This window comes from Pseudohalioglobus lutimaris, from assembly GCF_002866825.1.
Taxonomy (GTDB): Bacteria; Pseudomonadota; Gammaproteobacteria; order Pseudomonadales; family Halieaceae; genus Halioglobus; species Halioglobus lutimaris.
Genome location: NZ_PKUS01000028.1, coordinates 16,186 through 39,834 on the forward strand (window position 1 = coordinate 16,186; position 23,649 = coordinate 39,834).

The window sequence follows — 23,649 nt, forward strand, 5'->3', positions numbered from 1 at the left end:
GAGCAATCAGAAGGCAAACTTTGCCTCTGGCATCATGTATACTGCCCGCCCGTTTTCCCATTGCAAAGAACAGTTTAGATGGACGTAGAACAATACATGGCCGAGCTCGGTGCTGCAGCACGAGCCGCTTCCAGAGTCGTGGCCGCTGCCTCGACCAGCGTGCGCAATACCGCCCTGCTGGCGGCGCGCGATGCACTCGACAGTGCCCGGGCTGAGCTGTCAGCGGCCAACGCGGCGGATCTTGCGCGCGGTGCCGATAATGGGTTGGAGGCGCCGCTTATGGATCGCCTGCAGCTGACGCCGGCGCGTATTGACGCCATGCTCGAAGGTCTCACCCAGGTTGCGGCATTGCCGGACCCGGTGGGCAGTATCACCGACATGAAAGCGATGCCAAGTGGCATCAAAGTGGGCCGTATGCGGGTCCCGCTGGGGGTGATCGGTATCATTTATGAGTCCCGCCCAAATGTCACCGTTGAAGCGGCCAGTCTCTGCCTGAAAGCAGGAAATGCCACCATATTACGTGGTGGTAGTGAGGCCCTGGCATCCAATATGGCGATAGCCCGCTGTATCACTCGCGGACTGGAGCAGGCCGGATTGCCGGCAGCAGCGGTGCAGGTGGTCGACACGCGCGACCGTGCTGCGGTGGGCCGACTGATCACCATGCCTGAATATGTCGATGTGATCGTGCCTCGTGGTGGCAAGGGGCTGATTGAGCGCATCAGCAATGACGCGAAGGTGCCAGTCATCAAACACCTTGATGGTACCTGTCACGTCTATATCGATGCAGGGGCAGATGAAGCTATGGCGGAGGCCATCGCGGTGAACGCCAAGACGCAACGCTATGGCACCTGCAATACCATGGAAACACTGCTCGTGCATGCTTCCATGGCCGCCAGCTTGCTGCCACGCCTTGGTGAAGCCTACGCTGCCGCCGGTGTGGAACTGCGCGGATGCGAGCGCACTCGAGAGTGGATTCCCGCTGCCGGGACGGCCGTCGAGGCCGACTGGTACGAGGAGTACCTGGGACCGATTCTGGCGGTGCGTGTGGTGGATGACATCGATGCAGCGATCAATCACATCGACGTATACAGTTCCCGGCACACAGAGAGCATCGTGACTGCCGATCATGCACACGCCATGCGTTTCCTGCGTGAGGTAGACTCCAGTTCGGTGATGGTAAATGCCTCTACCCGATTTGCGGACGGTTTTGAGTACGGATTGGGTGCGGAGATAGGCATCTCCACCGATAAATTGCATGCCCGGGGCCCCGTCGGTCTTGAGGGCCTGACGTCCCAGAAGTACGTGGTGCTTGGCGAGGGGCAGATTCGCTCTTGAGTACCAGTGAGGCCCCGATAGGGGTATTTGGCGGCACCTTCAACCCCATACACTATGGGCATCTGCGTTCAGCGCTGGAACTGGTCGAGCACCTGGAACTGGAGCACCTCAGGTTGATGCCCTGTGCGACCCCCGTGCACCGCGAGGCCCCGGACTGCCTTGCCAGTCACCGTGCTGCCATGGTTGGGCTGGCGGTGCGGGACGAGCCCCGGCTGCACTGTGACCCGCGGGAACTGGATCGAGAGGGGCCATCCTATACTATCGTGAGTCTGCATGAGATTCGGGCAGAGCTGGGGCCTCAGCGAGGATTGTGCCTGGTGATGGGCTTTGACGCCATGTTGAAGCTGGATACCTGGCACCGCTGGCAGGAATTGCTGGACGTGGCTCACATCGTGGCAATTGCTCGCCCGGGCTGGGAGTTGCCAAAGTCCGGGGGGGTCGCTGAGTGGATAGACCGTCATCGCATGACGGGGGCAGAGGCTCTTCGGCTTCGCCCCTGTGGCGGCATATTTGTTGAAGAACTAAGGCCGCTGGCCATTTCTTCCACAGAGATACGCGCCATGTTGCGTGCAGGCATGTCCGCTCGCTACCTGCTACCCGAGTCGGTATTGAACTATATTGAAGAACACCAACTGTATTGTTGAAGAGGATAGGCAGAAATATGAAGAGCCATCAGCATTATGCAAGCTGAGCAATTGAAAGAGCTGGTTGTCGAGGCGCTGGATGATCTCAAAGCGGTCAATACGGTGATCCTTGATGTCACCGAGCTGACTGACGTTATGGATTACCTGGTCATTGCCAGTGGTACATCCAACCGGCACGTGAAGTCGCTGGCGAGTAACGTGTGCATGGAAGCCAAGAAGCTCGGGGAGCGGGCGATAGGCGTAGAGGGAGAGGATGCCGGCGAGTGGGTGCTGGTGGACTTTGGCGACGTGGTTGTGCACGTTATGCTGCCCGCCACGCGTGACTTTTACGATCTGGAGCGTCTCTGGGGGGATCACCCCAGGCCTCAGCGAGACTGATGCGCATCAGCATCGTCACCGTGGGTACCCGGATGCCACCCTGGGTTAGCCAGGGAGTGGAAGAGTACAGCAAGCGGATGCCCCGGGAGCTGAACATAGAATGGAAGGAACTGCCATTGGCGGCTCGCGGCAAAAACGCGAGCGCGGAGAAGCTCAGGGAGAAGGAAGGGCAGCAAATTCTAAAGGCCATTCCCAGTGGAGACCGGGTGATCGCCCTGGATGTGCGCGGTCAGGCGCTTTCCACCGAGAGAATGGCCGAAGCTCTTGCTCAATGGCAGATGTCCGGAGAAAACTACAGCTTGATGATTGGGGGGCCTGACGGTCTTTCAGCAGACTGCTTGCAGCGTGCCGAGCGCCGCTGGTCCCTGTCCGGCCTGACCCTGCCTCACCCCCTGGTGCGAATTTTATTGGCGGAGCAGCTCTATCGGGCTTGGACAATCACTGTCAATCACCCGTATCATCGCCAGTAGTAACCTTTTCCCATAACAGGCCAGGCCCAGCGGTAACATGCCCCGATACATCGCCCTGAAGGATCCTCACCGGGAGTCCCGGATTTACAGTGCGCGAACCGTTACCGCTATCCTGATCGTGCTCGCGCTGCTCGGCGTGATACTGACGCGCTATCACGGCCTGCAGATCACCGAATATGAGACCTACCGTACCCAGTCCGAAAGCAACCGGGTAAAGCTGCAACCGCTGCCGCCAAAACGTGGCCTGATCTATGACCGCAATGGTGTGCTGCTGGCAGACAACAGCCCCAGTTTCGCGCTTTCAGTGATCAAGGAGCGCGTCCCGGATCTTGAGGCTACGCTGACAGACCTGCGTCAGCTGGTGCCGATCACCGATGGCGAGATCGAGAAATTCCGCGAGCGGCTGCAGCGCCGGCGCCCCTATGAGCCGGTACCCCTGCGCTTTCGCCTTGATGAAGACGAGCGGGCGCGGTTGGCGGTTGATCGCTATCGCCTTCCCGGTGTGGTGGTGGAGGCGCAGCTGCTGCGGCACTACCCACATGGCGAACTGTTTTCACATGCCCTGGGCTATGTCGGGCGCATCAACGAGCGCGAGACATTTGAACTGGACGAGACCGATTACCGGGGAACCTTCCATGTGGGCAAGGTCGGTGTGGAGAAGTTTTATGAAGACATGCTTCACGGCGATGTGGGCTACCAGAATGTGGAGACCAACGCCCACGGTCGGGTGCTGCGCGTGCTGGAACGCTACTCGCCAAAGCCCGGCGCCGACCTGACACTGCACCTTGATATCAATGTGCAGCGGGCGGCCTACGAGGCACTGGGTGACCGGCGTGGAGCCGTGGTTGCGATAGACCCGGTATCGGGCGGCGTTCTTGCCCTGGTTTCAACGCCGGGCTTCGATACCAATCTGTTTGTCAACGGTATCAGCACCAACGATTATAGCGACTTGCGCGACTCGCCGGATGTTCCCCTGTTTAACCGTGCGGTGCAGGGTCAATACCCCCCCGGCTCAACGATCAAGCCGGTGATGGGTATGGCGGGACTTGAGTCCGGTCTGGTTACGCCGGAGAGTACGGTGCCCGACCCGGGGTACTATCGCCTGCCGGGTGACTCCCACCGATACCGGGACTGGATCCTGCGGATTCGCGGTACCGGGCACGCGCCGGAAGTGGACTTGAACATGGCTATTGCAGAGTCCTGTGATACCTATTTTTATGACCTGGGTAGACGCCTGACTATTGATCGTATGGCCGAATACCTCGCCCCCTATGGTCTGGGCGATCGCACTGGCATCGATACCACTAATGAGCGTCGCGGGGTGCTTCCTTCAACGCAGTGGAAGCGAGACGCGCTCAACCAGCCCTGGTATCCCGGCGAGACCATCAGCGCCAGCATTGGCCAGGGCTACATGCTGACTACCCCGCTGCAACTTGCGGTTGCTACCAGTGTATTGGCCAGCAAGGGTAAGCGGCACGTTCCCCGTTTGCTGATGGCGGTCGACGGCGAGGTGCTGGCCGCGCCGGAGCTGGAGCCGATGCGGGCGAAACCGGAGAACTGGGAGGCGGTTTACGCTGGAATGCATGCCGTGGTGCACAGCAAGCGGGGCACGGCCAAGGCACTGGCCAAAGGGATTCGTTACCAGATGGCGGGCAAGACGGGCACCGCGCAGGTGATAGGTATCGCCCAGAACGCGGTGTACAAGGAAGATGAAGTTGATGAGCGTCATCGGCACCATGGCCTGTTTATTGCCTTTGCCCCGGCGGAGTCGCCCACTATCGCGGTGGCCATTATTGTCGAGAACGGCGGTGGCAGCAGTGCCGCTTCCCCGATAGCCCGCCATGTGATTGATACATGGCTGTTTGGCAGAAGTGAATTTGAGGATCCGGCCTGATGGTGGACTATGTTCGCCAGATGCCCCACCAGAGCAGTGCCGACCTCGCCAAGCCACCGAGCACGGCATCTCGACTGCACCTTGATATTCCCCTGATGCTGCTTCTTTTTGCGCTAACGGCATACGGTCTTTTCGTGCTCTACAGTGCTTCGGGGCAAAGCATGCCAGCGGTGATGCGCCAGGGGCGCTATTTCGCGGTGGGCTATCTGATTATGATCCTGGGCGCGCAGATAAGCCTGCAGCGCTACACTCGCTGGGCGCCATGGCTATACCTGGCCGGCGTGGCGACACTGGTTGGGGTGATGTTTTTCGGGGTAGGGGCAAAGGGCGCGCAGCGCTGGCTTGAGGTAGGTGGTTTTCGCTTTCAGCCTTCGGAGATCATGAAGCTGGTCGTGCCCATGGCGGTCGCCTGGTACCTGTCCGACCGTATTCTGCCGCCCAGCTTCAAGCATGTCATGGTGGGGCTGGCACTGGTCGTGATCCCGGCCGGGCTTATCCTGCAGCAGCCTGACCTGGGTACATCATTGCTGATTGCCGCCAGTGGCTTGTTCGTGCTGTTTATGGCGGGTATCGGTTGGCGCTACATTTTTGGTGCACTGGTACTGGCCGTAGCGTCCGCCTGGCCGGCATGGATGTTTGTGCTCCAGGACTACCAGAAGCAGCGAATCCTCACCATGCTCAATCCTGAGAGCGATAAACTGGGAGCGGGTTGGAATATCATCCAGTCCAAGACTGCAATAGGTTCTGGTGGCTGGGAAGGAAAGGGCTGGTTGAGTGGAACACAATCACAGCTGGACTTCCTGCCAGAGAGCCACACTGATTTCATTATCGCGGTGTTGGCCGAAGAGTTTGGCCTGCGGGGCGTGCTGTTTCTGATGACGCTCTACACCCTGATCCTGTTGCGCGGATTCTGGATCGGCATTCAGGCACAGACCAGTTTCGGCAGGATGATGGCTGGCAGCCTGACACTTACTTTTTTCGTCTATATCTTTGTTAATATGGGCATGGTCGCGGGTCTGTTACCCGTGGTGGGTGTGCCCCTGCCTCTGGTCAGCGCTGGCGGCACGTCTGTGGTCACATTGATGGCGGGCTTCGGCCTGCTGATGGCGGTGAGCACTGAGAAGCGCATGGTGGCCCAGTGATACAGCTCCCGGAAACTTATTAAGAGAACTCTCCTATGCCCAGATTGATCAAAATGACGCTGTTGGCGTGCTGTCTTTGGCCAACACTTTCCTGTGCGGCAGAGAACAACTACGCTGAGAATCAGGCCGCCCTGGCTGTAGTCGATGAACTCGTTGCCAGTGAGGATTTCAGCAGGGAAGAACTGATCGCTGTTTTCAGTGATGCCAGTCGCCAGGATTCCATCATCGAGGCCATGAACCGGCCAGCGGAGAAAACCAAGCCCTGGTATGAATACCGGGAGATATTTCTCAATGACAAGCGCGCAGAGCAGGGCGTCGAGTTTTATATGCAGCACCGGGAGACCCTGGAGCGTGCAGAAAGCGAGATGGGAGTGCCTGCCGAGATCATTGTCTCTATTATCGGTGTAGAGACTTATTACGGGCGTATCGCGGGTAGTTACCGTGTTATTGATGCGCTCTCCACACTCGCTTTTGACTACCCCCGGCGCTCGGAGTTTTTTACCAAGGAACTGAAAAACTACCTGATGCTGACGCGCGACCAGCAGATGGATCCGTTATCGCTGAAAGGTTCCTACGCTGGTGCGATGGGTTACGGGCAGTTCATGCCCAGTAGTTATCGCAATTACGCTATTGATTTCGACGGGGATGGACTGGCGGATATCTGGAAGAATCCGGTTGACGCAATTGGCAGTGTCGCCAATTATTTCAAGGCCCACGGCTGGACCGAAGGCGGGCAGGTTGTCTTACCCGCCCGGGCAGAGAGTGCGGTGCTCGATGAAATGCTCAGCCGTGGTCGCGATCTCAAGCCACGATTCACCGTTGGCGAATTTATCGCCGCCGGCCTGGTTCCGGAGGGCGGGGCGGATCATTCGGCAGAGGCGATTGGAATCAAGTTTGAGCTGGCTGACGGTGTAGAGTACTGGCTCGGGCTGCATAACTTCTATGTTATTACCCGCTACAACCACAGCGCTATGTACGCGATGAGTGTGTATCAGCTCAGCCAGCGCATTGCCGCAGGGGTCGAAGGCTAGTGTTGCCCTCGGCGCTACTGACCCTGGCCACAACGCTGCTGTTGTTGGCCTGCAGTGCGCCGGAACCCAGGTCCGGTGGCGACGCCTACCAGGCCAAACGCTATTCCCAGGCGCAGGATGCGGCTCCGCTGGAGCATATTGACGCAAACTCCGTGACTGACGCGGTGCCCCGCGCGGACCCTATCCTGGCCGTGGGCAATAAGAGCCCCTATACCGTCAACGGGGTCACCTACGAGATACTCGAGGACTACAGGCAGTATCAGGAGCGTGGCATTGCATCCTGGTATGGAAGCAAATTTCATGGCCATGAAACCTCCAACGGCGAGATTTTTGATATCTATGCACCTTCCGCTGCGCATAAGACTTTACCCATTCCCAGCTACGCCAGGGTGACCAATCTGGAAAATGGGCGCAGCGTGGTGGTGCGGGTGAATGACCGCGGTCCGTTCCATGCGGAAAGGCTGATCGATCTCTCTTACGGCGCCGCCGTCAAGTTAGGGTATATGGAGCAGGGCACAGCGCCAGTCGAGGTAACCGTGCTGGATATTGCCGGTGTAGACGACCTGAGAGATGTGCCTGGCGGCCACTACCGGTACCTGCAGTTGGGCGCCTATTCCACTGAGAGAGCTGCCCTGCAGCTGCAGTCCGAGTTACAGGCATTTCTGCAGGTGCCGGTATTCCTCAACGAGGTTGATGCCAGTGGCAAACGACTGTTTCGCGTGCGCGCCGGGCCAGTGGCCGATGCAACGCAAATGAAACTGGTGCAGCAGCAATTGATCGATGGCGGCTATCCCACTGGCCAGCCACTGCCCTGAGGGCAGCTCCGGGCCTGGTGCCACCGTACTTGTCTTTCGGTTAACTGGCGCATGCGTTACCATTCGCGACTAATTCTGCAACTTCTGTACGGTCCTCCTCCTATGCTGAGACTTTCTCTGGCCTTGCTACTGGCACTCACTTCCATCGGTGCAACGGCCGCTTCCATCGTACCCTCGCCCCCGCAGATCGCGGCCAAGGCTTACTTACTGGTAGATGCCAGGAGTGGGGCTGTGCTGGCGGAGCACAATGCCGATATGCCCCTGCCGCCCGCCAGCCTGACCAAAATGATGACCAGTTACATTCTGGCCACAGAGATACACGAGGGCCGGGTAAGTGAAACTGATATGGTGGCGATCAGTGAAAATGCCTGGTCGCAGAACCCAAAATTTGCCGGCTCTTCGTTGATGTGGATTGAGCCGGGCAAGGATGTCTCGGTTCAGGATTTGCAGCGCGGCATTATTATCTCTTCGGGAAATGACGCCACCGTGGCGGTTGCCGAGCACCTCGCCGGCAGTGAGGCCGTATTCGCAGAGATGATGAATACCCATGCAGAAAAGCTGGGCATGATCGATTCCTATTATGTGAATTCTCATGGTCTCCCCCACCCTGACCATGTAACGACAGCGCGCGACCTTGCCACGCTGGCCAAGGCGATGATCAACGATCACCCCGAGCAGTACGCGATATACAAGGAGCGGGAGTTCACTTACAACAATATCCGCCAGTACAATCGCAATTCCCTGCTGGCAGAGGACCCGACCGTTGATGGCCTCAAGACGGGCCACACCGAAGAGGCGGGCTATTGCCTGGTGGCGTCCGCGGAGCGCCGTGGGATGCGGCTGATCACAGTGGTAATGGGTACCAGCTCCACCAGTGCCCGCAAAAATCAGACGCGCAGCCTGCTTAACTATGGCTTCCGCTTTTTCGAGACCGATACGCTGTTTGATCCGGGTCAGGAGCTGGATAAGCCGCGCATCTGGAAAGGACAGATAGATCACGTTTCCGTGGGCATCCTTGAGGAAACGGTACTGACCCTGCCGCGGGGCAAGAAGAAACACCTGGCCACAGAGGTTGAAGTCGACACCGACATTGAAGCGCCCGTTGCGGTGGGGGACAAGCTCGGCACGGTGGTGGTGAGTCTCGACGGAGAAACTGTCTATCGCGCGCCGGTGGTTGCGCTGGAGGCCGTGGAGTCAGGGGGGTTCTTTGCTCGCCTCTGGGATATGGTCCTGATGTGGATCGCCAGCCTGTTTGCTGCGTAACGGGGGGGAATCAGCAGTGACTGAACAGGAACCGCCCAAAATAGAGTTTCCCTGTGATTATCCAATCAAGGTGCTGGGGCGCAATTCTGAGGGCTTTCGCGAGATCATCATAGAGGTGTTCGAGCGGCATGCCCCGGGGTTTGACCAGCAAACGATTACCGTCAGGGACAGTGCCAAGGGTACCTTTGTCGCTGTTACCATCACCATTACCGCCACTGGCAAAGATCAGCTGGAAGCTCTGCACCAGGACCTGATCGCTACAGGGCATGTACAGATGGTTATCTAGTGACAGTTCGATGCAAAAATCTGGGACTGGTTGAGTATGAGCCGATTCTCGACGCTATGCGCGAATTTACTGATAGCCGTGACGCGAATACGCCTGACGAGCTCTGGCTGTTGCAGCACCCTCGGGTCTTTACCCAGGGCCAGGCCGGCAAGGCAGAGCACGTGCTGGCAGCGGGAGATATCCCGGTGATCCAGGTTGACCGGGGAGGGCAGGTGACCTACCACGGGCCAGGCCAGTGGGTGCTGTACCTGCTGGTGGATATCAAGCGCAGAGGTATGGGAGTCCGCAACCTGGTCTCGCTCATTGAAGCCGCCATCGTCCTCGCCCTGGCTGAGTACGGTATTGCTGCTGCGCCTGATCCCAAGGCTCCCGGTGTATACGTCGACGGTGAGAAAATCGCTTCACTGGGTTTGCGCGTGCGCAGAGGCTGCTCCTATCACGGTCTGTCCCTGAATGTGGATATGGACCTGGAGCCGTTTCAACGCATCAACCCGTGTGGCTTTGAGGGTCTGCGGGTGACCTCAATGGCGAGGTGCTTGCCCGCTACTCAACTGGACGTGGACGCAATCGGTACCAGGTTGCAGGAGATTGTCGCCGCGCAGCTGGGCTGAAGTACTGGCACTTTCCCCCGGTGAACTGCCTCCAATGCCCCGGGTCAGCGTCGTACCGGGCGTTTCTGCAGTTTGCGTTGCAGCGTACGGCGGTGCATGCCCAGCGCTCTGGCGGTGGCCGAAATATTGCCGTCATTGTCGTTCAATATGCGTTGTATGTGTTCCCACTCCAGTCGCTCAACCGATATCGGGGCATTGGGAACATCGACTTCCTCGCTACTCACATTGTCGTCAAACGCCGCTAACACTACCTCGATTCCTGCCGGCTTGCACAGGTAGTGAGTGGCGCCTGCCTTGGTGGCCTCAACGGCAGTGGCGATGCTGGAATAGCCTGTCAGTACAACCAGTCTGGCAGCAGGCGCGGCGCGCAACAGGTCGGGAAGCACCACCAATCCGGAGACTTCCGGCATATTCAGGTCCAGCAGGATGTGAGTGGGCTGGAAGTGGGCGCATACCGCGATCGCATCCGTGGCATTGTCGCAGCGCTCGACGGCAAAGCCTCGACGCGCAAAGCCCCTGGCCATGACTGACGTGAAGGTGTGATCATCGTCCACCAGAAGAATTTTTCGCGGTTGTCCGTTCATGCGCGCTTTTCCGTAAGTGGCAGGAAGAGTGTGGCAATGGCTCCTCCTTCGGCGGCGTTGCACAATTCGATGCGACCGCCGTAGCGCTCGACCGTGGCATGGCTGAGCAGCAGACCGATGCCTAATCCGGAACGGCTGCTGCGGATAATGGGCTTGCCTATGTCTTCAAGCAGTTCCGCGGCGATGCCACTGCCCCAGTCGCGCACCTCGACCTTCGCCGTGCTGTGGTCGCTGCTGTAAGTGACCTCCACCCGGTCTGACCCGGCATCGGCGGCGTTGTTGAGGAGGTTTTCAAACGCCTGCCCAAGTGTTGAGTCCGCTTCAATTGCTGCCGTGGCATTTCCGCCACTGGCGTTAATCTGGTAACTGATGCCCGGGCGGCGGACCGCCCAGCGCTCGACGGTATTGCGGACAAAGTTCTCCACAGTGACGATTCTACTGTGGTCGCCGGTATTGAGTTCTGCTGTCCGTGCCAGGTCGCCGAGTGTGTTTTTACAGTGCAGCAGTTGCTCATGCAGCAGATGGCAGTCCTCCCTTGACTGGCTGTCGAGGTGTTCATTGGCCAGCATTTCATCCAGTAGCACAGTCATGGTCGCCAGGGGCGTTCCCAGTTCATGGGCAGTGCCAGCTGCCAGGCTGGCAACAGCCATGATCTGGTCGGTTCGCAGTCTCTGCTCTCGTTGTGCTACCGCTCTGGCCTCCTGCAGGCGCAACTGTGCCGCCATGCGCACGACGAAGTAGGTGATCAGTCCGGCACTGAAGAGAAAATTGAACCACATGCCCAGCACGTGCACATTGCTGTTGCCGTGCCCCATGTGTGCGTGTGGCGTGAACAGCGGGAACGGACGGTAATAATAGAGCAGTACGCTGTAAGCCAGCAGCGAGGCCACCGCCACCAGCCAGGTATGGCGCCAGGGCAGCACTGCCGCGGCGATAACAAGGGGAACAATGTAATAGGAAATGAAGGGGTTATTGGCGCCGCCGGTAAAATACATCAGTGCTGTCCAGATCACCACGTCCAGCAGCAACTGGGCCAGAAATTCCGCATCGGAGACAGGCCAGAGTTGGTTGCTGCGCCAGAAGCTGGCTGCGGTCAGGGCAGCCAGTATAATCAGGCTGAAAGTCATACCATACAGATCTTCTGTGGTGCGACTTACCATCAGTACATAGCACAACACGCCAATCTGGCCCAGCAGGGCTATGCAGCGAATGATGAGCAGGCTGCGCAGGTTCTCCAGGGTGGGAGAAGAGCCGTTGGATTGTAAGGCAGATGTTGTCACGGTGGCTGCATTATACGGCCAAGCCTCGAGCAAGTGCAGGGACAAGATGCCGCAGGGCCCATATCGTGAAGTGGCCGATCGGCGTATACTTCGCGCTTTTTTCACCGGAACCATTCCATGCCAGACTTAGGCAGCGCCATCGCCTCACGCCGCACCTTTGCTATCATTTCGCATCCGGACGCGGGTAAGACTACCATCACCGAAAAGCTCCTGCTGCTGGGAAACGCCATCCAGGTGGCGGGCAGTGTCAAGGGTAAGAAGGGCCCGCACGCCACTTCGGACTGGATGAGCATGGAGCAGGAGCGCGGCATTTCTGTTACCTCCTCAGTCATGCAGTTTCCCTATCGGGAACGCACCGTGAATCTCCTGGATACCCCGGGGCACGAGGATTTCTCCGAAGACACATACAGGACCCTCACGGCGGTTGATTCGGCTCTGATGGTCATTGATGGTGCCAAGGGTGTCGAGGACCGCACCATCAAACTGATGAATGTATGCCGCCTGCGGGACACGCCCATTTTCAGTTTCGTCAACAAGATGGACCGGGATATCCGTGACCCCATTGAACTGTTGGACGAGATCGAGGAGGTGCTCGCCATCCAGGGTGCGCCCATTAACTGGCCGATTGGTATGGGAAGTTTCTTCAAGGGGGTTTACAACCTGTACACGGACACTATTCACCTTTACCAGCCAGGCAAGGGCTCCGTGCTGCCGGACGATCTTCGTATCCAGGGGCTGGAAAGCGAGGCGGCCTGTGAGTTACTGGGCGATGACTACGCTGACTTTGTCGAGGAAATAGAGTTGGTGCGTGGTGCCAGCCATGAATTCGACCTGGATCTGTTCCTGGCAGGTAAGCTCAGTCCGGTGTTTTTCGGAACGGCACTGGGCAATTTCGGTGTGCGAGAAATGCTTGACGACTTTGTTCTCTGGGCTCCCCCGCCGCAGGACAGGGAGGCCGTGTCCCGTACAGTGGTCGCCGACGAGGAGCAACTGTCCGGCTTTGTGTTTAAAATCCAGGCCAATATGGACCCCAGGCACCGCGATCGTATCGCTTTCATGCGAATCTGTTCCGGCCGCTACAACAAGGGTATGAAGATGCGCCATGTGCGCCTCGGCAAGGATGTAAAAATAGCTGACGCGGTAACGTTCAAGGCCGGTGAGCGGGTGCTGGTCGAGCAGGCCGTCTCCGGTGACATCATTGGTCTGCACAACCACGGTACTATCCAGATCGGAGACACATTCTCCGAGGGTGAGAGCCTACAGTTTACCGGTATTCCGCACTTTGCCCCCGAATTGTTCCGCCGCATTCGTCTCGCAGATCCGATGAAGTCGAAGCAATTGCAAAAGGGCCTGCAGCAGCTATCCGAAGAGGGGTCAACGCAGGTCTTTGCACCGATTAACTCATCAGACCTGATAGTTGGAGCGGTCGGACAATTACAGTTCGACGTTGTAGCGTACCGCCTTAAGGATGAGTACAAGGTGGAGGCGCTCTATGAACCGGTCAATGTCTACACTGCGCGCTGGGTCAATTGCGATGACCCGCGCAAGTTGGAGGAGTTCCGCAGAAAAGCCTCTGAGCACCTGTCCGTCGATGGGGGCGGGTATCTGACCTATCTCGCGCCGACGCGGGTTAACCTGGCGTTAATGGAGGAGCGCTGGCCAGACCTGGAGTTCCGGGCCACGCGTGAGCACTAGCGCTCAGCGTTGACGTCGGATAACTGCTCGTTGAGAGTGAGGAAGTCCCAGAGGATGCCCAGGCCCAGCAAGCCTGCCGTGACCATGTAGAGAAGGCCGGTAAGCCATTTGCCCATGTACAGACGATGGATGCCCAGCCAGCCGAGGAATGTCAGCAGGATCCAGGTGAGGTTGTAGTCCTTGGGCCCCGGGACGTAGCGCCTGTCGGCCTCCCGGGACATACCGGGTATGAGCAGCAGGTCGATGATCCAGCCGATGAAAAACAGCCCAAGTGTGAAAAACCAGATAACTCCGGATATCTGCTTGCCATAGTAAAAGCGATGTGCGCCGATAAACCCGAAAATCCACAGTAGGTAGCCCATGAGCACAGAGTGCGTGTTTTGTGGCCTGTTCATCGTGTTTCTCCCTGAAGTCGCTGGTATGGTTATGGATCAGCGCGGTCTTTTCAAGTCTGGTCTGAGTGCCGGGCAACTCGCTATACTGATCTGGATCATGGCCGGGCATACGCAAGCCGCTAGTCTTAGGAAAGCAATCGCATTAACCCATAAGGAACCTCAATGTCTGTTGAACATCACGATTTGCATCACGAATTCCCCGAACTGAACGATCGTATCCATGAGTTGAAGCTCCATGATGCTCATTTCCGCCGTCTCTTTGACGAGTACCATGAGCTCACCAGTAGTATCGAGAACATGGAAGATGAGAAGACGCCTGTGTCCACGCGCACGGAAGAAGAAGCCAAGTTGCGTCGCGTCCATCTCAAGGATGAACTGTATCGCATGCTGATTGCAGCCTGATCATGAATTATGACGAACTGAAAGCCGAGTTGGAGGAGCGCAGGGCGCAGATGCACGCCAGGCTCTCCAGTATCAAAAGGGACGTGACCCAGGAACACTCAGGTGATTCGGCTGAGCAAGCCCAGGAACGGGAAAACGACGAGGTGGTAGACGCTATTGGCAACGAAACCCGTCAATCTCTCCATGATATCCAGGTCGCGCTGGACAAGATCGCCGAGGGCACATACGGCGAGTGTGAAAAGTGCGGTGAAGATATAGGGGAAGGCCGCCTTCAGGTTCTCCCGGAGGCAGCGCTTTGCGTGAAATGCGCCGAGTAATCATGTCAGTGGCGCCGGGGCGGGTATCGCCCGTTCCGGCCCAGTCATCGCCGCTCACGGGGGCATGCTAGCTTCACGCCCAGGGCTGTCCCGGCACCCACTTCATTTCACACCAATAAATTGGTCCTGGTGCACGATTCACGCTGGCGCCAACCGGTTGAAGAGCGTATAGTCGCCGCCTTCGTGAGCCGGCTTCCGGTCATAGTGACATTCCTTCAAATTAAGCCCTAAATCATCTTGACAGGGTGAGGGGCGATCACTAGAATTCGCGTTCCTTTTTTCGGGGGGCTCCCTAGCGGGCCTCTGGTTTTTTATTTGATTGGAGTTAGGTCAGGTGCAGAATCAACGTATTCGTATTCGCCTTAAGGCTTTTGACCACAAGCTGATCGACACGTCGACTCAGGAAATTGTGGAGACTGCGCGCCGCACCGGCGCCCAGGTCAAGGGCCCGATTCCCCTTCCCACCCGGAAGGAAAAGTATACCGTGCTGGTTTCCCCGCACGTTAACAAGGACGCACGTGACCAGTACGAGATTCGTACGCACAAGCGTCTGTTAGACATCGTGGAGCCTACCGAGAAGACGGTAGACGCCCTGATGAAACTGGACCTGGCAGCAGGTGTGGAAGTACAGATCAGTCTTGGCTAACGACAATTCGTAGCAAGACCTGCCCGGGATAAGAACCGGGTGTGTAATGCCCGGTCACTCACAGGGAGTGTCGGGCGGCCATAGAGGGTATAGAGCCCCGTACACTGAGAGGTTAGCAAAATGGCTATTGGCTTAGTCGGCCGTAAGTCCGGTATGACTCGCGTTTTTACCGAGGACGGCGCATCAATACCAGTAACCGTAGTGGAGGTTTCTCCAAACCGCGTTACTCAAATCAAAGAGCTCGAAACCGATGGTTACCGAGCTATTCAGGTCACGGCGGGAAACCGCAAGGCCTCTAAAGTGAGTAAATCAGAAGCGGGACATTTCGCCAAGGCGGGTGTCGAGGCTGGAAGCGGCCTGTTGGAATTCCGTCTTGAGGAAGCCGATGAAGCACCCGAAGTTGGCGCAGAGCTGACTGTCGAGCGCTTTGAGGTTGGCCAGGTCGTTGATGTGACCGGCAAATCCAAGGGTAAGGGTTTTCAGGGTGGTGTGAAGCGCTGGAACTTCTCCATGCAGGACGCCACGCACGGCAACTCCATCTCTCACCGCGCCCCTGGCTCAATCGGGCAGTGTCAAACGCCCGGTCGTGTATTCAAGGGTAAGAAGATGGCCGGTCATATGGGTTCAGAGCAGGTCACTACCCAGGGTCTGGAAATTGTTCGTGTAGATGCCGAGCGCAATCTGCTGCTCATAAAGGGTGCCGTACCTGGTGCTCCCGGTGGTGACGTCATCGTACGTCCTACCATCAAGGCATAAGGTTAGGGGGTCTCTAACGTGGAACTGAATGTAGTTAAAGCTGGTAACGCAGACGGCGGCAAAGTGTCCGTGTCTGATGTTGCTTTCGCAAAAGAGTACAACGAGGACCTGGTTCACCAGGTCGTGACGGCATACATGGCTGGCGCGCGCCAGGGCACTCGTGCCCAGAAGAACCGCGCGGCGGTGTCTGGCGGCGGCAAGAAGCCCTGGCGTCAGAAAGGTACTGGCCGGGCGCGTGCGGGAACCATTCGTTCTCCCATCTGGCGCTCCGGTGGTGTGACTTTTGCAGCGCAGCCGCAGGATCATGCACAGAAAGTGAACCGTAAAATGTACCGTGCCGCTCTGTGTACCATTATGTCCGAGCTTGCCCGTCAGGATCGTCTGGTCGTGGTCGAGAGCATGGATTTGGAAGAGCCCAAGACAAAGCTGCTGGTCAAGCAACTGGGTGAGTTTGGATTGGATAGCGCGCTGATCGTGTCTACTGAGGTCGGTGAGAATCTCTACCTTGCGGCTCGCAACCTGCACAAGGTGGACGTTCGTGATGTAGACGGCATAGATCCGGTCAGCCTGATCGCTCACGACAAGGTAGTGGTCACGGTCGACGCGGTAAAGAAGTTTGAGGAGATGCTGGGATGAACCAGGAGCGCGTTTTTCAAGTACTGGTAGGTCCGCACGTTTCCGAAAAAGCGGCAATTCTTGCAGACCAGAACAACCAGTTTGTGTTCAAGGTTGCAGTTGATGCGACCAAAGCGGAAATAAAAAAGTCCGTTGAGCAGTTGTTCAAGGTCAAGGTCGACAACGTTCGTACCTTGAAGGTCAAAGGCAAGGTCAAGCGTAACCGCTTTGGCTATAGCACCAAGCCGACCTGGAAGAAAGCATATGTACGACTGGAGCAAGGTCAAGACATCGACTTTGCGTCTGTTGAGTAAGGAGTCAGATCGCAATGGCAATTATGAAGAGCAAGCCCACTTCACCCGGTCGTCGTCACGTCGTCCGCGTTGTCAGTGAGGATCTGCATAAAGGCGCACCGTACAAGCCTCTGCTGGAAAAGCAGAGTCGCAATGGTGGTCGGAACAACAACGGGCGTATCACTACCCGTCACATTGGTGGTGGTCACAAACAGCACTACCGCATTATAGATTTCAAGCGCACCAAGGATGGCATTCCCGCCACCGTTGAGCGTATTGAGTACGATCCGAACCGTACCGCGCACATTGCACTGATGCTGTTCTCCGATGGTGAGCGTCGTTACATTATCGCGCCCAAGGGTGTTAAGGCAGGCGATGTGCTGCAGTCTGGCGCGTCGGCGCCGATCAAGACAGGTAACTGCCTGCCGCTGCGCAATATTCCGGTGGGTTCAGTTGTGCACGGGATCGAGCTCAAGCCCGGTAAAGGCGCTCAGATAGCGCGTTCAGCCGGTGCTTCTGTTCAGCTGGTGGCGCGCGAAGGTCAGTACGCGACGCTTCGTCTGCGTTCAGGTGAGATGCGAAAAGTCTTGGCTGACTGCCGCGCTACGCTGGGTGAAGTCTCCAACTCTGAGCACAGCCTGCGCAAACTGGGTAAAGCCGGTGCAGCACGCTGGCGCGGTGTTCGTCCCACGGTCCGTGGTGTGGCAATGAACCCGGTCGATCACCCGCATGGTGGTGGTGAAGGTAAGACTTCCGGTGGTCGTCATCCGGTCAGCCCCTGGGGAACACCTACCAAGGGTTACAAGACACGTAAAAACAAGCGTACCGATAACTTGATCGTACGTCGTCGTGGTAAGAAATAACGGTCGTTTGACTAGAGATTAGAGGAAGATATTGTGCCGCGTTCACTGAAGAAAGGTCCCTTTATAGACCTTCACCTGATGAAGAAAGTTGAAGTCGCTGTTGAAAGCAACGATCGTCGCCCGATCAAGACGTGGTCGCGCCGCTCAATGGTTGCCCCCGATATGGTCGGTCTGACTATCGCGGTTCACAACGGTCGCCAACATGTGCCCGTTCTGGTCAACGAAGACATGGTGGGTCACAAGCTGGGCGAGTTCGCTGCAACTCGTACTTTCAGGGGCCATATCGTAGACAAGAAGGTTAAGCGCTAAGCGCTTCCTAAAGAGGTTCAGGAAATGGAAGTTTCAGCAAGACTTAAAGGCGCGCGAATTTCAGCGCAGAAAGCCCGGCTGGTCGCTGACCAGGTTCGTGGCAAGCCTGTAGAAGACGCGTTGAGCCTGTTGGAATTCAGCAACAAGAAGGCTGCTCACATTGTCAAGAAGGTACTCGACTCTGCGATCGCCAATGCTGAGAACAACGAAGGCGCTGATGTAGACGAATTGAAAGTGTCTACCGTCTTTGTTGATGAAGGTATGACGATGAAGCGCCTGCGCCCCCGTGCCAAGGGTCGTGCAGACCGTATTTTGAAGCGTTCTTGCCACATCACTGTAAAAGTGGCAGACGGCGAAGGCTAAGGAGACGACCACATGGGTCAGAAAGTACATCCTATCGGCATCCGCCTGGGTATTGTTAAAGAACATAACTCTATCTGGTATGCGGACAGCAAGAATTATTCCAAGCAGCTCATTACTGACCTGGAAGTGCGCGCCTATATCGAGAAAGCGCTGGAAAATGCGTCCGTCAGCCGCGTTGTCATTGAGCGGCCGGCGCAGACCGCTCGCATCACTATTCACACGGCTCGCCCTGGAATTGTGATCGGTAAGAAAGGTGAAGATGTGGATGCGCTTCGCAAGGTTCTCACCGAGAAGATGGGTGTGCCTGTGCACATCAATATCGAAGAGATTCGCAAGCCTGATCTGGACGCCAAACTTGTCGCGCAGAACGTTGCGCAGCAACTTGAACGTCGCGTGATGTTCCGCCGTGCCATGAAGCGCGTCGTACAAAATGCGATGCGCCAGGGTGCCGAAGGCATCAAGATTCAGGTTGGTGGGCGTTTGGGTGGTGCTGAGATCGCACGCACAGAATGGTATCGCGAAGGCCGTGTGCCTCTGCATACCCTGCGTGCTGACATTGACTACGCCACTTACGAGGCGGTCACTACCTACGGCATTATCGGTGTGAAGGTTTGGATTTTCAAAGGCGAGGTGATCGGAGGCGATGAGTCGTCCGATGGCGCCAAGAAGACAGCAACTAATTAAGGGTTACGCAGATGCTTCAACCAAAGCGTACAAAATTTCGCAAGACACAAAAAGGCCGTAATCGCGGTCTGGCCCATCGTGGCAGCAAAGTGAGCTTCGGCGAATACGGTTTGAAAGCGACAGGTCGTGGGCGTGTTACGGCGCGCCAGATTGAAGCGGCTCGTCGTGCCATGACTCGTCACATCAAGCGTGGCGGAAAAATCTGGATCCGCGTCTTCCCGGACAAGCCTATTACAGGCAAGCCGCTGGAAGTTCGTCAGGGTAAAGGTAAAGGTAACGTTGAATACTGGGTGGCCCAGGTTCAGCCTGGTAAGGTGCTTTACGAAGTACAGGGCGTCTCTGAAGAGCTGGCACGCGAAGCGTTTGCGCTTGCTTCTGCCAAGATTCCCGTTGCTACAACATTTGTTAAACGGTCGGTGATGTGATGAAAGCTAGCGAATTGCGTGATAAGTCCCCGGAGGACCTGAACAAGCAGTTGCTCACCCTGCGTGAGGAGCAGTTCAAGCTGCGCATGCAAAAGTCCACTGGTCAGCTTGGGCAGACTCACCTGCTGAAGCAGAACCAGCGTGATATCGCACGCGTCAAGACTGTACTTACTGAAAAGGCGGGTAACTAAGCATGTCCGGTACAGAGAAACGTACACGTATGGCAACTGGTCGCGTTGTCAGCAACAAGATGGATAAGACCGTAACGGTGCTGGTCGAGCGTCGGGTGAAGCACCCGGTCTACGGCAAGTATATTACGCGTTCATCCAAGATTTATGCCCACGACGAGAGTAACCAGTGTGGCATTGGTGATACGGTAATGGTCGCGGAGACCCGCCCTATTTCCAAGAGCAAATCATGGAAGCTGGTTGAAGTGGTAGAAAGCGCCGCCCAGGTTTAAGAAGCGAGAGTTTTGTGGCTGCGGCCGCAGTTTGGAGTAAGAGATGATTCAGACACAGTCCTATTTGGAAGTCGCTGACAACAGCGGTGCCCGCCGGGTGATGTGCATCAAGGTGCTGGGTGGTTCCAAGCGTCGTTACGCACGCGTCGGTGACCTGATTAAAGTTACCGTGAAAGAAGCTATTCCCCGTGGCAAGGTCAAAAAAGGCCAGGTTATGACCGCTGTAGTGGTTCGCACCAGAAAAGGTGTGCGTCGCGCTGACGGTTCCCTGATCAAGTTTGACGATAATGCTGCTGTGCTGCTCAACGCTCAGGAGGCACCTATCGGTACCCGCATCTTTGGGCCGGTGACGCGCGAACTGCGCGGTGAGAAGTTTATGAAGATTATTTCTCTGGCTCCTGAAGTTATCTAAGCGGCCGAGGAGAGGAAAGAAAATGTTGAAAATCAAGCGCGATGACGAAGTGATTATCCTGGCCGGCAAGGACAAGGGTAAGCGCGGAAAAGTTCGGAAGGTCCTGGATAACGGCAAGGTGATCGTGTCCGGTATCAATATGATGAAGAAGCACACTCGCCCCAACCCCCAAGAGGGTGTGGCAGGGGGAATCGTCGAGAAAGAGGCGCCAATTCAGGCTTCTAACGTGGCGATCTTCAATTCCGGCACTGGCAAGGCCGACCGGGTTGGCTTCAAAGTAGATGGCGACACCAAGGTGCGTATCTTTAAATCCAATGGCGAGGCCATCGGCTGAGCCGGGCAGGGTTAACAGGTAAAAGAAATGGCAACTTTGCAAGAAAAGTACAAGAGCGAACTGGCTCTGCAGCTCCAAGAAGAGCTGGGGCTGGACAATGTGATGGAAGTACCGCGCATTACCAAAATCACTCTCAACATGGGTGTTGGCGAAGCGCTGGGCGACAAGAAGGTACTTGAATCCGCGGTCTCTGACATGGAGAAAATCGCAGGTCAGAAGCCGGTAGTCACCAAAGCACGCAAATCCATCGCGGGCTTCAAGGTCCGCGAGGACTGGCCGATTGGTTGCAAGGTTACTCTGCGCTCAGAGCGTATGTACGAGTTTCTGGAGCGTCTGATCAGCGTAGCGATTCCGCGGATTCGCGATTTCCGCGGGATCAGCCCCAAGTCTTTTGATGGTCGTGGAAACTTTGCTATGGGTGTAACGGAGCAGATCATCTTCCCGGAGATTGACTACGACAAGGTAGATGCCCTTCGCGGTATGGACATCACCATCACTACATCTGCTCGCACGGATGATGAAGGTCGCGCTTTGCTGCGCGCTTTCAACTTCCCCCTGAAAGGTTAAGAGGCTTTATACATGGCTAAGAAATCTATGATTGCCCGCGAGAACAAGCGTGCACGTATGGTAGCTAAGTACGCTGGGAAGCGATCTGCGCTGAAGGCCATTCTGGCCGACGTCAACGCTTCTGATGAAGAGAAGTGGGACGCCCAGGTCGCCCTGCAGAAACTGCCACGTGACGCCAGCCCGGTTCGTCAGCAGCGTCGCTGCCAGGTGACCGGCCGTCCGCACGCGGTATATCGTAAGTTTGGCCTGTGCCGCAACAAGCTGCGTGAAGCAGCAATGCGCGGCGATGTGCCTGGCCTGGTTAAAGCCAGCTGGTAACGGAGAGAAACTGAAATGAGCATGCAAGATCCGCTGTCAGATATGCTGACCCGTATTCGCAACGCGCAGATGGCTGGAAAGACCGGTGTGGAAATGCCCGGTTCCAAGCTGAAGGCTGCTGTTGCTAAAGTTCTGAAGGACGAAGGTTATATCGCCGACTTCAGTGCCTCCAACCCGGAAGGTAAGCCGCGTTTGGCCATTGAGTTGAAGTACTACAACGGCAAGCCGGTTATTGCTGAGATCGACCGCATAAGTCGCCCCGGCCTGCGCAATTATACCGGCAAGGATGGCTTGCCGTCTGTTCGTGGTGGCCTTGGTGTTGCCATTGTCTCCACTTCAAAGGGTGTGATGACTGAGCGCGCCGCTCGAGCAGCTGGTGTTGGTGGCGAAGTGCTTTGCACTGTTTTCTAATTGATTGATTTGAAGAGCATTTAAAATGTCTAGAGTCGCAAATAATCCGGTACAGCTCCCGGGCGGTGTAGAGATCAAGGTCGATGGCCGTGATCTTTCCGTCAAGGGTAGTAAAGGTACGCTGGCACTGGTCCTCGCGGAAGGTGTACAGGTAAGCCAGGATGACAACGCTTTGACCCTTGCTTACGACGACAAAATGAAGGCTATGGCCGGAACGACTCGTGCGCTGGTAGCAAATATGGTCAAGGGCGTCAGCGAAGGCTGGGAAAAGAAGCTGGTTCTCAACGGTGTTGGTTACCGTGCTAACGTTTCCGGCAACACTGTCAACCTCACTGTCGGGCTTTCTCACCCTGTGGAGTACAAGCTGCCCGAGGGTGTTTCTGCGGAAACCCCTTCGCAGACTGAAATCGTGGTGAGAGGTGTAGATAAGCAGGTTGTAGGCCAGGTCGCTGCCAATATTCGCAGCTTCCGTCCGCCTGAGCCTTACAAGGGTAAAGGTATTCGCTACGCTGACGAATATGTCCGCCGTAAAGAAGCCAAGAAGAAGTAGGTAAGTAGAGATGAGTGCTAAGAATGATTCAAGGTTGCGCCGCGCCCGTCGCGCCCGCGCCCGTATGCGCACCCTCGGTGTAAACCGCCTGAGCGTGCATCGTACTCCCAGGCACATCTACGCGCAGGTTATTGCGCCCGAAGGTGACAAGGTACTGGCGTGTGCCTCTACTCTGGACGCTGATTTGCGCAAGGAAGCAACCGGTAACGTCGGTGCAGCCGCTGCAGTCGGCAAGCTGGTCGCGGAGCGTGCGAAGGCAGCAGGTATTGAGAAGGTGGCTTTCGATCGTGGCGGTTACAAGTATCACGGACGTGTCAAAGCACTGGCAGACGCCGCGCGTGAAAGCGGACTGGAATTCTAAAGGTACAGGTTATGGCATACGATCAGAAAAAACAGCAGCAGAATGAAGGCGACCTCCAGGAGAAGCTGGTTCAGGTGAACCGCGTGGCCAAGGTTGTGAAAGGCGGCCGCATCTTCGGTTTTACCGCCCTGACAGTCGTCGGTGACGGCAATGGCAAGGTTGGCTTTGGTCGCGGCAAGGCTCGCGAAGTGCCAGTTGCTATCCAGAAGGCTATGGAGGCCGCACGTCGTAACATGATCCAGGTAGAGCTGAACAACGGCACTATCCAGTACCCGGTCAAAGCTGCTCACGGTGCCTCCAAGGTATACATGCAGCCTGCGTCTGAAGGTACAGGCGTTATTGCCGGTGGCGCTATGCGTGCCGTGTTGGAAATTGCCGGAGTACACAACGTACTCGCCAAGTGTTACGGCTCCACCAACCCGGTGAATGTGGTACGTGCAACTTTTAATGGCCTGCGTGATATGGCCGCTCCCGACGACGTTGCTGCCAAACGCGGCAAGACTGTCGAAGAAATTTTGAACTGAATATTGGGTTGATACATCATGGCTAAAGCAATGATCAAAGTTACCCAGACCAAGAGCACCAACGGTCGCCTTAAGAATCAAAAGGCGTGCGTTGCCGGCCTCGGTCTGCGTCGTATTGGTCACACCGTGGAAGTAGAGGACACTCCCTCCGTTCGCGGCATGATCAACAAAGTTAACTTCCTCGTAAGGGTTGAGGGCTAAGAAATGTCAGATGTA

Annotated in this window: 37 protein-coding genes; 34 read left to right on the top strand and 3 right to left on the bottom strand. The window is 56.7% G+C overall.

The features are described from left to right. Positions 1-78 precede the first annotated feature (78 nt). From C0039_RS16475 to lipB, 11 genes are all read left to right on the top strand, one after another. Positions 79-1,335 carry a glutamate-5-semialdehyde dehydrogenase gene (locus C0039_RS16475; RefSeq protein ID WP_101518717.1) on the top strand — a complete coding sequence of 419 codons (1,257 nt, stop codon included), beginning with the start codon at positions 79-81 and terminating at the stop codon, positions 1,333-1,335. Next, positions 1,332-1,979: a nicotinate-nucleotide adenylyltransferase gene (gene nadD / locus C0039_RS16480; protein WP_101518718.1), complete on the top strand. Its 648-nt coding sequence runs from the start codon at positions 1,332-1,334 to the stop codon at positions 1,977-1,979. The genes C0039_RS16475 and nadD overlap by 4 nt, the downstream gene beginning before the upstream one ends. A 36-nt stretch (positions 1,980-2,015) precedes the next feature. Continuing rightward, positions 2,016-2,357 carry a ribosome silencing factor gene (rsfS, locus tag C0039_RS16485; RefSeq protein WP_075998849.1) on the top strand — a complete coding sequence of 114 codons (342 nt, stop codon included), beginning with the start codon at positions 2,016-2,018 and terminating at the stop codon, positions 2,355-2,357. Next, the gene (rlmH, locus tag C0039_RS16490) at positions 2,357-2,827 is read left to right on the top strand and encodes a 23S rRNA (pseudouridine(1915)-N(3))-methyltransferase RlmH (RefSeq protein ID WP_075998848.1); all 471 of its coding nucleotides are present in this window, start codon (positions 2,357-2,359) and stop codon (positions 2,825-2,827) included. Before rsfS ends, rlmH begins: the two co-directional genes overlap by 1 nt. A gap of 37 nt (positions 2,828-2,864) precedes the next feature. Continuing rightward, positions 2,865-4,721, top strand: a complete 1,857-nt coding sequence (mrdA, locus tag C0039_RS16495) for a penicillin-binding protein 2 (RefSeq protein WP_075998847.1) — start codon at positions 2,865-2,867, stop codon at positions 4,719-4,721. Continuing rightward, positions 4,721-5,863 (top strand): rod shape-determining protein RodA, encoded by a 1,143-nt coding sequence (gene rodA, locus C0039_RS16500; RefSeq protein ID WP_101518719.1) that lies wholly within the window; start codon positions 4,721-4,723, stop codon positions 5,861-5,863. Before mrdA ends, rodA begins: the two co-directional genes overlap by 1 nt. A 35-nt stretch (positions 5,864-5,898) precedes the next feature. After that, positions 5,899-6,894, top strand: a complete 996-nt coding sequence (gene mltB / locus C0039_RS16505; protein ID WP_075998845.1) for a lytic murein transglycosylase B — start codon at positions 5,899-5,901, stop codon at positions 6,892-6,894. A gap of 2 nt (positions 6,895-6,896) precedes the next feature. Beyond that, complete coding sequence (locus tag C0039_RS16510; RefSeq protein ID WP_423810691.1) at positions 6,897-7,709, top strand: septal ring lytic transglycosylase RlpA family protein; 813 nt, start codon at positions 6,897-6,899, stop codon at positions 7,707-7,709. 102 nt (positions 7,710-7,811) lie between these two features. After that, entirely contained in the window at positions 7,812-8,972 is a 1,161-nt protein-coding gene (locus C0039_RS16515; RefSeq protein WP_075998843.1) for a D-alanyl-D-alanine carboxypeptidase family protein, read from the top strand. Between the two features lie 16 nt (positions 8,973-8,988). After that, positions 8,989-9,258, top strand: coding sequence for a YbeD family protein (locus C0039_RS16520; RefSeq protein ID WP_075998842.1), 270 nt, complete (start codon positions 8,989-8,991; stop codon positions 9,256-9,258). 56 nt (positions 9,259-9,314) lie between these two features. Further along, the gene (gene lipB, locus C0039_RS16525) at positions 9,315-9,869 is read left to right on the top strand and encodes a lipoyl(octanoyl) transferase LipB (RefSeq protein ID WP_232334957.1); all 555 of its coding nucleotides are present in this window, start codon (positions 9,315-9,317) and stop codon (positions 9,867-9,869) included. Between the two features lie 44 nt (positions 9,870-9,913). Here lipB and C0039_RS16530 read toward each other — a convergent pair whose 3' ends face one another. Together C0039_RS16530 and C0039_RS16535 are read right to left on the bottom strand one after the other, a co-directional pair. Continuing rightward, positions 9,914-10,453, bottom strand: coding sequence for a response regulator transcription factor (locus C0039_RS16530; protein ID WP_101518721.1), 540 nt, complete (start codon positions 10,451-10,453; stop codon positions 9,914-9,916). Continuing rightward, a complete protein-coding gene (locus tag C0039_RS16535; protein WP_165787169.1) occupies positions 10,450-11,733 on the bottom strand; it encodes an ATP-binding protein in 1,284 nt (427 codons plus the stop codon). The genes C0039_RS16530 and C0039_RS16535 overlap by 4 nt, the downstream gene beginning before the upstream one ends. A gap of 117 nt (positions 11,734-11,850) precedes the next feature. On the opposite strand from C0039_RS16535, the gene C0039_RS16540 reads away from it, so the two are divergent. After that, positions 11,851-13,428 (top strand): peptide chain release factor 3, encoded by a 1,578-nt coding sequence (locus C0039_RS16540; protein WP_101518723.1) that lies wholly within the window; start codon positions 11,851-11,853, stop codon positions 13,426-13,428. Here the strand turns inward: C0039_RS16540 and C0039_RS16545 are convergent. Then, complete coding sequence (locus tag C0039_RS16545; RefSeq protein ID WP_075998837.1) at positions 13,425-13,823, bottom strand: NINE protein; 399 nt, start codon at positions 13,821-13,823, stop codon at positions 13,425-13,427. The genes C0039_RS16540 and C0039_RS16545 overlap by 4 nt on opposite strands. 162 nt (positions 13,824-13,985) lie before the next feature. Between C0039_RS16545 and C0039_RS16550 the strand changes: the two genes are divergently transcribed. The 22 genes from C0039_RS16550 to rpmD all read left to right on the top strand — a co-directional run bounded on the left by C0039_RS16550 (position 13,986) and on the right by rpmD (position 23,634). Then, positions 13,986-14,225 (top strand): HP1242/YdcH family protein, encoded by a 240-nt coding sequence (locus C0039_RS16550; RefSeq protein ID WP_101518724.1) that lies wholly within the window; start codon positions 13,986-13,988, stop codon positions 14,223-14,225. A gap of 2 nt (positions 14,226-14,227) precedes the next feature. Beyond that, a complete protein-coding gene (locus C0039_RS16555) occupies positions 14,228-14,542 on the top strand; it encodes a TraR/DksA family transcriptional regulator (protein ID WP_075998835.1) in 315 nt (104 codons plus the stop codon). A gap of 334 nt (positions 14,543-14,876) precedes the next feature. Beyond that, positions 14,877-15,188, top strand: a complete 312-nt coding sequence (rpsJ, locus tag C0039_RS16560; RefSeq protein WP_066055391.1) for a 30S ribosomal protein S10 — start codon at positions 14,877-14,879, stop codon at positions 15,186-15,188. Between the two features lie 120 nt (positions 15,189-15,308). Next, the gene (rplC, locus tag C0039_RS16565) at positions 15,309-15,944 is read left to right on the top strand and encodes a 50S ribosomal protein L3 (RefSeq protein ID WP_075998834.1); all 636 of its coding nucleotides are present in this window, start codon (positions 15,309-15,311) and stop codon (positions 15,942-15,944) included. A gap of 18 nt (positions 15,945-15,962) precedes the next feature. Continuing rightward, positions 15,963-16,580 carry a 50S ribosomal protein L4 gene (gene rplD, locus C0039_RS16570; protein ID WP_075998833.1) on the top strand — a complete coding sequence of 206 codons (618 nt, stop codon included), beginning with the start codon at positions 15,963-15,965 and terminating at the stop codon, positions 16,578-16,580. Continuing rightward, entirely contained in the window at positions 16,577-16,873 is a 297-nt protein-coding gene (gene rplW, locus C0039_RS16575; protein WP_075998832.1) for a 50S ribosomal protein L23, read from the top strand. Before rplD ends, rplW begins: the two co-directional genes overlap by 4 nt. A 14-nt stretch (positions 16,874-16,887) precedes the next feature. After that, positions 16,888-17,715 (top strand): 50S ribosomal protein L2, encoded by an 828-nt coding sequence (gene rplB / locus C0039_RS16580; protein ID WP_075998831.1) that lies wholly within the window; start codon positions 16,888-16,890, stop codon positions 17,713-17,715. Positions 17,716-17,748: 33 nt separating this feature from the next. Then, positions 17,749-18,024 (top strand): 30S ribosomal protein S19, encoded by a 276-nt coding sequence (rpsS, locus tag C0039_RS16585; RefSeq protein ID WP_075998830.1) that lies wholly within the window; start codon positions 17,749-17,751, stop codon positions 18,022-18,024. Between the two features lie 24 nt (positions 18,025-18,048). Further along, positions 18,049-18,387, top strand: a complete 339-nt coding sequence (gene rplV, locus C0039_RS16590) for a 50S ribosomal protein L22 (RefSeq protein ID WP_075998829.1) — start codon at positions 18,049-18,051, stop codon at positions 18,385-18,387. Positions 18,388-18,399: 12 nt separating this feature from the next. Beyond that, on the top strand, positions 18,400-19,071 hold the full coding sequence (gene rpsC / locus C0039_RS16595; RefSeq protein ID WP_075998828.1) for a 30S ribosomal protein S3: 672 nt from the start codon (positions 18,400-18,402) through the stop codon (positions 19,069-19,071). Positions 19,072-19,082: 11 nt separating this feature from the next. After that, positions 19,083-19,496 (top strand): 50S ribosomal protein L16, encoded by a 414-nt coding sequence (rplP, locus tag C0039_RS16600; RefSeq protein WP_075998827.1) that lies wholly within the window; start codon positions 19,083-19,085, stop codon positions 19,494-19,496. After that, positions 19,496-19,687 carry a 50S ribosomal protein L29 gene (gene rpmC, locus C0039_RS16605; RefSeq protein WP_075998826.1) on the top strand — a complete coding sequence of 64 codons (192 nt, stop codon included), beginning with the start codon at positions 19,496-19,498 and terminating at the stop codon, positions 19,685-19,687. The genes rplP and rpmC overlap by 1 nt, the downstream gene beginning before the upstream one ends. Positions 19,688-19,689: 2 nt before the next feature. Further along, positions 19,690-19,956, top strand: a complete 267-nt coding sequence (rpsQ, locus tag C0039_RS16610; RefSeq protein ID WP_075998825.1) for a 30S ribosomal protein S17 — start codon at positions 19,690-19,692, stop codon at positions 19,954-19,956. Between the two features lie 43 nt (positions 19,957-19,999). Next, complete coding sequence (gene rplN, locus C0039_RS16615; protein WP_075998824.1) at positions 20,000-20,368, top strand: 50S ribosomal protein L14; 369 nt, start codon at positions 20,000-20,002, stop codon at positions 20,366-20,368. 22 nt (positions 20,369-20,390) lie between these two features. Then, positions 20,391-20,702: a 50S ribosomal protein L24 gene (gene rplX, locus C0039_RS16620; protein WP_075998823.1), complete on the top strand. Its 312-nt coding sequence runs from the start codon at positions 20,391-20,393 to the stop codon at positions 20,700-20,702. Between the two features lie 27 nt (positions 20,703-20,729). Then, complete coding sequence (gene rplE / locus C0039_RS16625; RefSeq protein WP_101518725.1) at positions 20,730-21,269, top strand: 50S ribosomal protein L5; 540 nt, start codon at positions 20,730-20,732, stop codon at positions 21,267-21,269. A 12-nt stretch (positions 21,270-21,281) separates the two neighbouring features. Beyond that, entirely contained in the window at positions 21,282-21,587 is a 306-nt protein-coding gene (gene rpsN / locus C0039_RS16630; protein WP_075998821.1) for a 30S ribosomal protein S14, read from the top strand. Between the two features lie 15 nt (positions 21,588-21,602). Further along, positions 21,603-21,998, top strand: a complete 396-nt coding sequence (gene rpsH, locus C0039_RS16635) for a 30S ribosomal protein S8 (RefSeq protein ID WP_075998820.1) — start codon at positions 21,603-21,605, stop codon at positions 21,996-21,998. A 25-nt stretch (positions 21,999-22,023) separates the two neighbouring features. After that, positions 22,024-22,548 (top strand): 50S ribosomal protein L6, encoded by a 525-nt coding sequence (rplF, locus tag C0039_RS16640; RefSeq protein ID WP_075998819.1) that lies wholly within the window; start codon positions 22,024-22,026, stop codon positions 22,546-22,548. 10 nt (positions 22,549-22,558) lie between these two features. After that, a complete protein-coding gene (rplR, locus tag C0039_RS16645; RefSeq protein ID WP_075998818.1) occupies positions 22,559-22,909 on the top strand; it encodes a 50S ribosomal protein L18 in 351 nt (116 codons plus the stop codon). A gap of 11 nt (positions 22,910-22,920) precedes the next feature. Next, the gene (gene rpsE / locus C0039_RS16650; protein WP_075998817.1) at positions 22,921-23,433 is read left to right on the top strand and encodes a 30S ribosomal protein S5; all 513 of its coding nucleotides are present in this window, start codon (positions 22,921-22,923) and stop codon (positions 23,431-23,433) included. Positions 23,434-23,451: 18 nt separating this feature from the next. Further along, entirely contained in the window at positions 23,452-23,634 is a 183-nt protein-coding gene (rpmD, locus tag C0039_RS16655) for a 50S ribosomal protein L30 (protein ID WP_075998816.1), read from the top strand. Positions 23,635-23,649 lie beyond the last annotated feature (15 nt).

Excerpts from the sequence above, each read along its gene's own strand:
- lipB (WP_232334957.1), top strand. The coding sequence starts at position 9,315 with ATGCGCGAATTTACTGATAGCCGTGACGCGAATACGCCTGACGAGCTC.
- mltB (WP_075998845.1), top strand. The coding sequence starts at position 5,899 with ATGCCCAGATTGATCAAAATGACGCTGTTGGCGTGCTGTCTTTGGCCA.
- rplB (WP_075998831.1), top strand. The coding sequence starts at position 16,888 with ATGGCAATTATGAAGAGCAAGCCCACTTCACCCGGTCGTCGTCACGTC.
- C0039_RS16545 (WP_075998837.1), bottom strand. The coding sequence starts at position 13,823 with ATGAACAGGCCACAAAACACGCACTCTGTGCTCATGGGCTACCTACTG.
- rplR (WP_075998818.1), top strand. The coding sequence starts at position 22,559 with ATGAGTGCTAAGAATGATTCAAGGTTGCGCCGCGCCCGTCGCGCCCGC.
- C0039_RS16540 (WP_101518723.1), top strand. The coding sequence starts at position 11,851 with ATGCCAGACTTAGGCAGCGCCATCGCCTCACGCCGCACCTTTGCTATC.
- rplV (WP_075998829.1), top strand. The coding sequence starts at position 18,049 with ATGGAAGTTTCAGCAAGACTTAAAGGCGCGCGAATTTCAGCGCAGAAA.
- rpmC (WP_075998826.1), top strand. The coding sequence starts at position 19,496 with ATGAAAGCTAGCGAATTGCGTGATAAGTCCCCGGAGGACCTGAACAAG.
- rlmH (WP_075998848.1), top strand. The coding sequence starts at position 2,357 with ATGCGCATCAGCATCGTCACCGTGGGTACCCGGATGCCACCCTGGGTT.
- rsfS (WP_075998849.1), top strand. The coding sequence starts at position 2,016 with ATGCAAGCTGAGCAATTGAAAGAGCTGGTTGTCGAGGCGCTGGATGAT.
- rpsE (WP_075998817.1), top strand. The coding sequence starts at position 22,921 with ATGGCATACGATCAGAAAAAACAGCAGCAGAATGAAGGCGACCTCCAG.
- rplC (WP_075998834.1), top strand. The coding sequence starts at position 15,309 with ATGGCTATTGGCTTAGTCGGCCGTAAGTCCGGTATGACTCGCGTTTTT.
- rpsC (WP_075998828.1), top strand. The coding sequence starts at position 18,400 with ATGGGTCAGAAAGTACATCCTATCGGCATCCGCCTGGGTATTGTTAAA.
- C0039_RS16515 (WP_075998843.1), top strand. The coding sequence starts at position 7,812 with ATGCTGAGACTTTCTCTGGCCTTGCTACTGGCACTCACTTCCATCGGT.
- rpmD (WP_075998816.1), top strand. The coding sequence starts at position 23,452 with ATGGCTAAAGCAATGATCAAAGTTACCCAGACCAAGAGCACCAACGGT.
- rpsQ (WP_075998825.1), top strand. The coding sequence starts at position 19,690 with ATGTCCGGTACAGAGAAACGTACACGTATGGCAACTGGTCGCGTTGTC.
- rplN (WP_075998824.1), top strand. The coding sequence starts at position 20,000 with ATGATTCAGACACAGTCCTATTTGGAAGTCGCTGACAACAGCGGTGCC.
- rplP (WP_075998827.1), top strand. The coding sequence starts at position 19,083 with ATGCTTCAACCAAAGCGTACAAAATTTCGCAAGACACAAAAAGGCCGT.
- rpsH (WP_075998820.1), top strand. The coding sequence starts at position 21,603 with ATGAGCATGCAAGATCCGCTGTCAGATATGCTGACCCGTATTCGCAAC.
- rplW (WP_075998832.1), top strand. The coding sequence starts at position 16,577 with ATGAACCAGGAGCGCGTTTTTCAAGTACTGGTAGGTCCGCACGTTTCC.
- C0039_RS16555 (WP_075998835.1), top strand. The coding sequence starts at position 14,228 with ATGAATTATGACGAACTGAAAGCCGAGTTGGAGGAGCGCAGGGCGCAG.
- C0039_RS16475 (WP_101518717.1), top strand. The coding sequence starts at position 79 with ATGGACGTAGAACAATACATGGCCGAGCTCGGTGCTGCAGCACGAGCC.
- C0039_RS16550 (WP_101518724.1), top strand. The coding sequence starts at position 13,986 with ATGTCTGTTGAACATCACGATTTGCATCACGAATTCCCCGAACTGAAC.
- mrdA (WP_075998847.1), top strand. The coding sequence starts at position 2,865 with ATGCCCCGATACATCGCCCTGAAGGATCCTCACCGGGAGTCCCGGATT.
- rplE (WP_101518725.1), top strand. The coding sequence starts at position 20,730 with ATGGCAACTTTGCAAGAAAAGTACAAGAGCGAACTGGCTCTGCAGCTC.
- rplF (WP_075998819.1), top strand. The coding sequence starts at position 22,024 with ATGTCTAGAGTCGCAAATAATCCGGTACAGCTCCCGGGCGGTGTAGAG.
- rplX (WP_075998823.1), top strand. The coding sequence starts at position 20,391 with ATGTTGAAAATCAAGCGCGATGACGAAGTGATTATCCTGGCCGGCAAG.
- C0039_RS16530 (WP_101518721.1), bottom strand. The coding sequence starts at position 10,453 with ATGAACGGACAACCGCGAAAAATTCTTCTGGTGGACGATGATCACACC.
- rpsN (WP_075998821.1), top strand. The coding sequence starts at position 21,282 with ATGGCTAAGAAATCTATGATTGCCCGCGAGAACAAGCGTGCACGTATG.
- rodA (WP_101518719.1), top strand. The coding sequence starts at position 4,721 with ATGGTGGACTATGTTCGCCAGATGCCCCACCAGAGCAGTGCCGACCTC.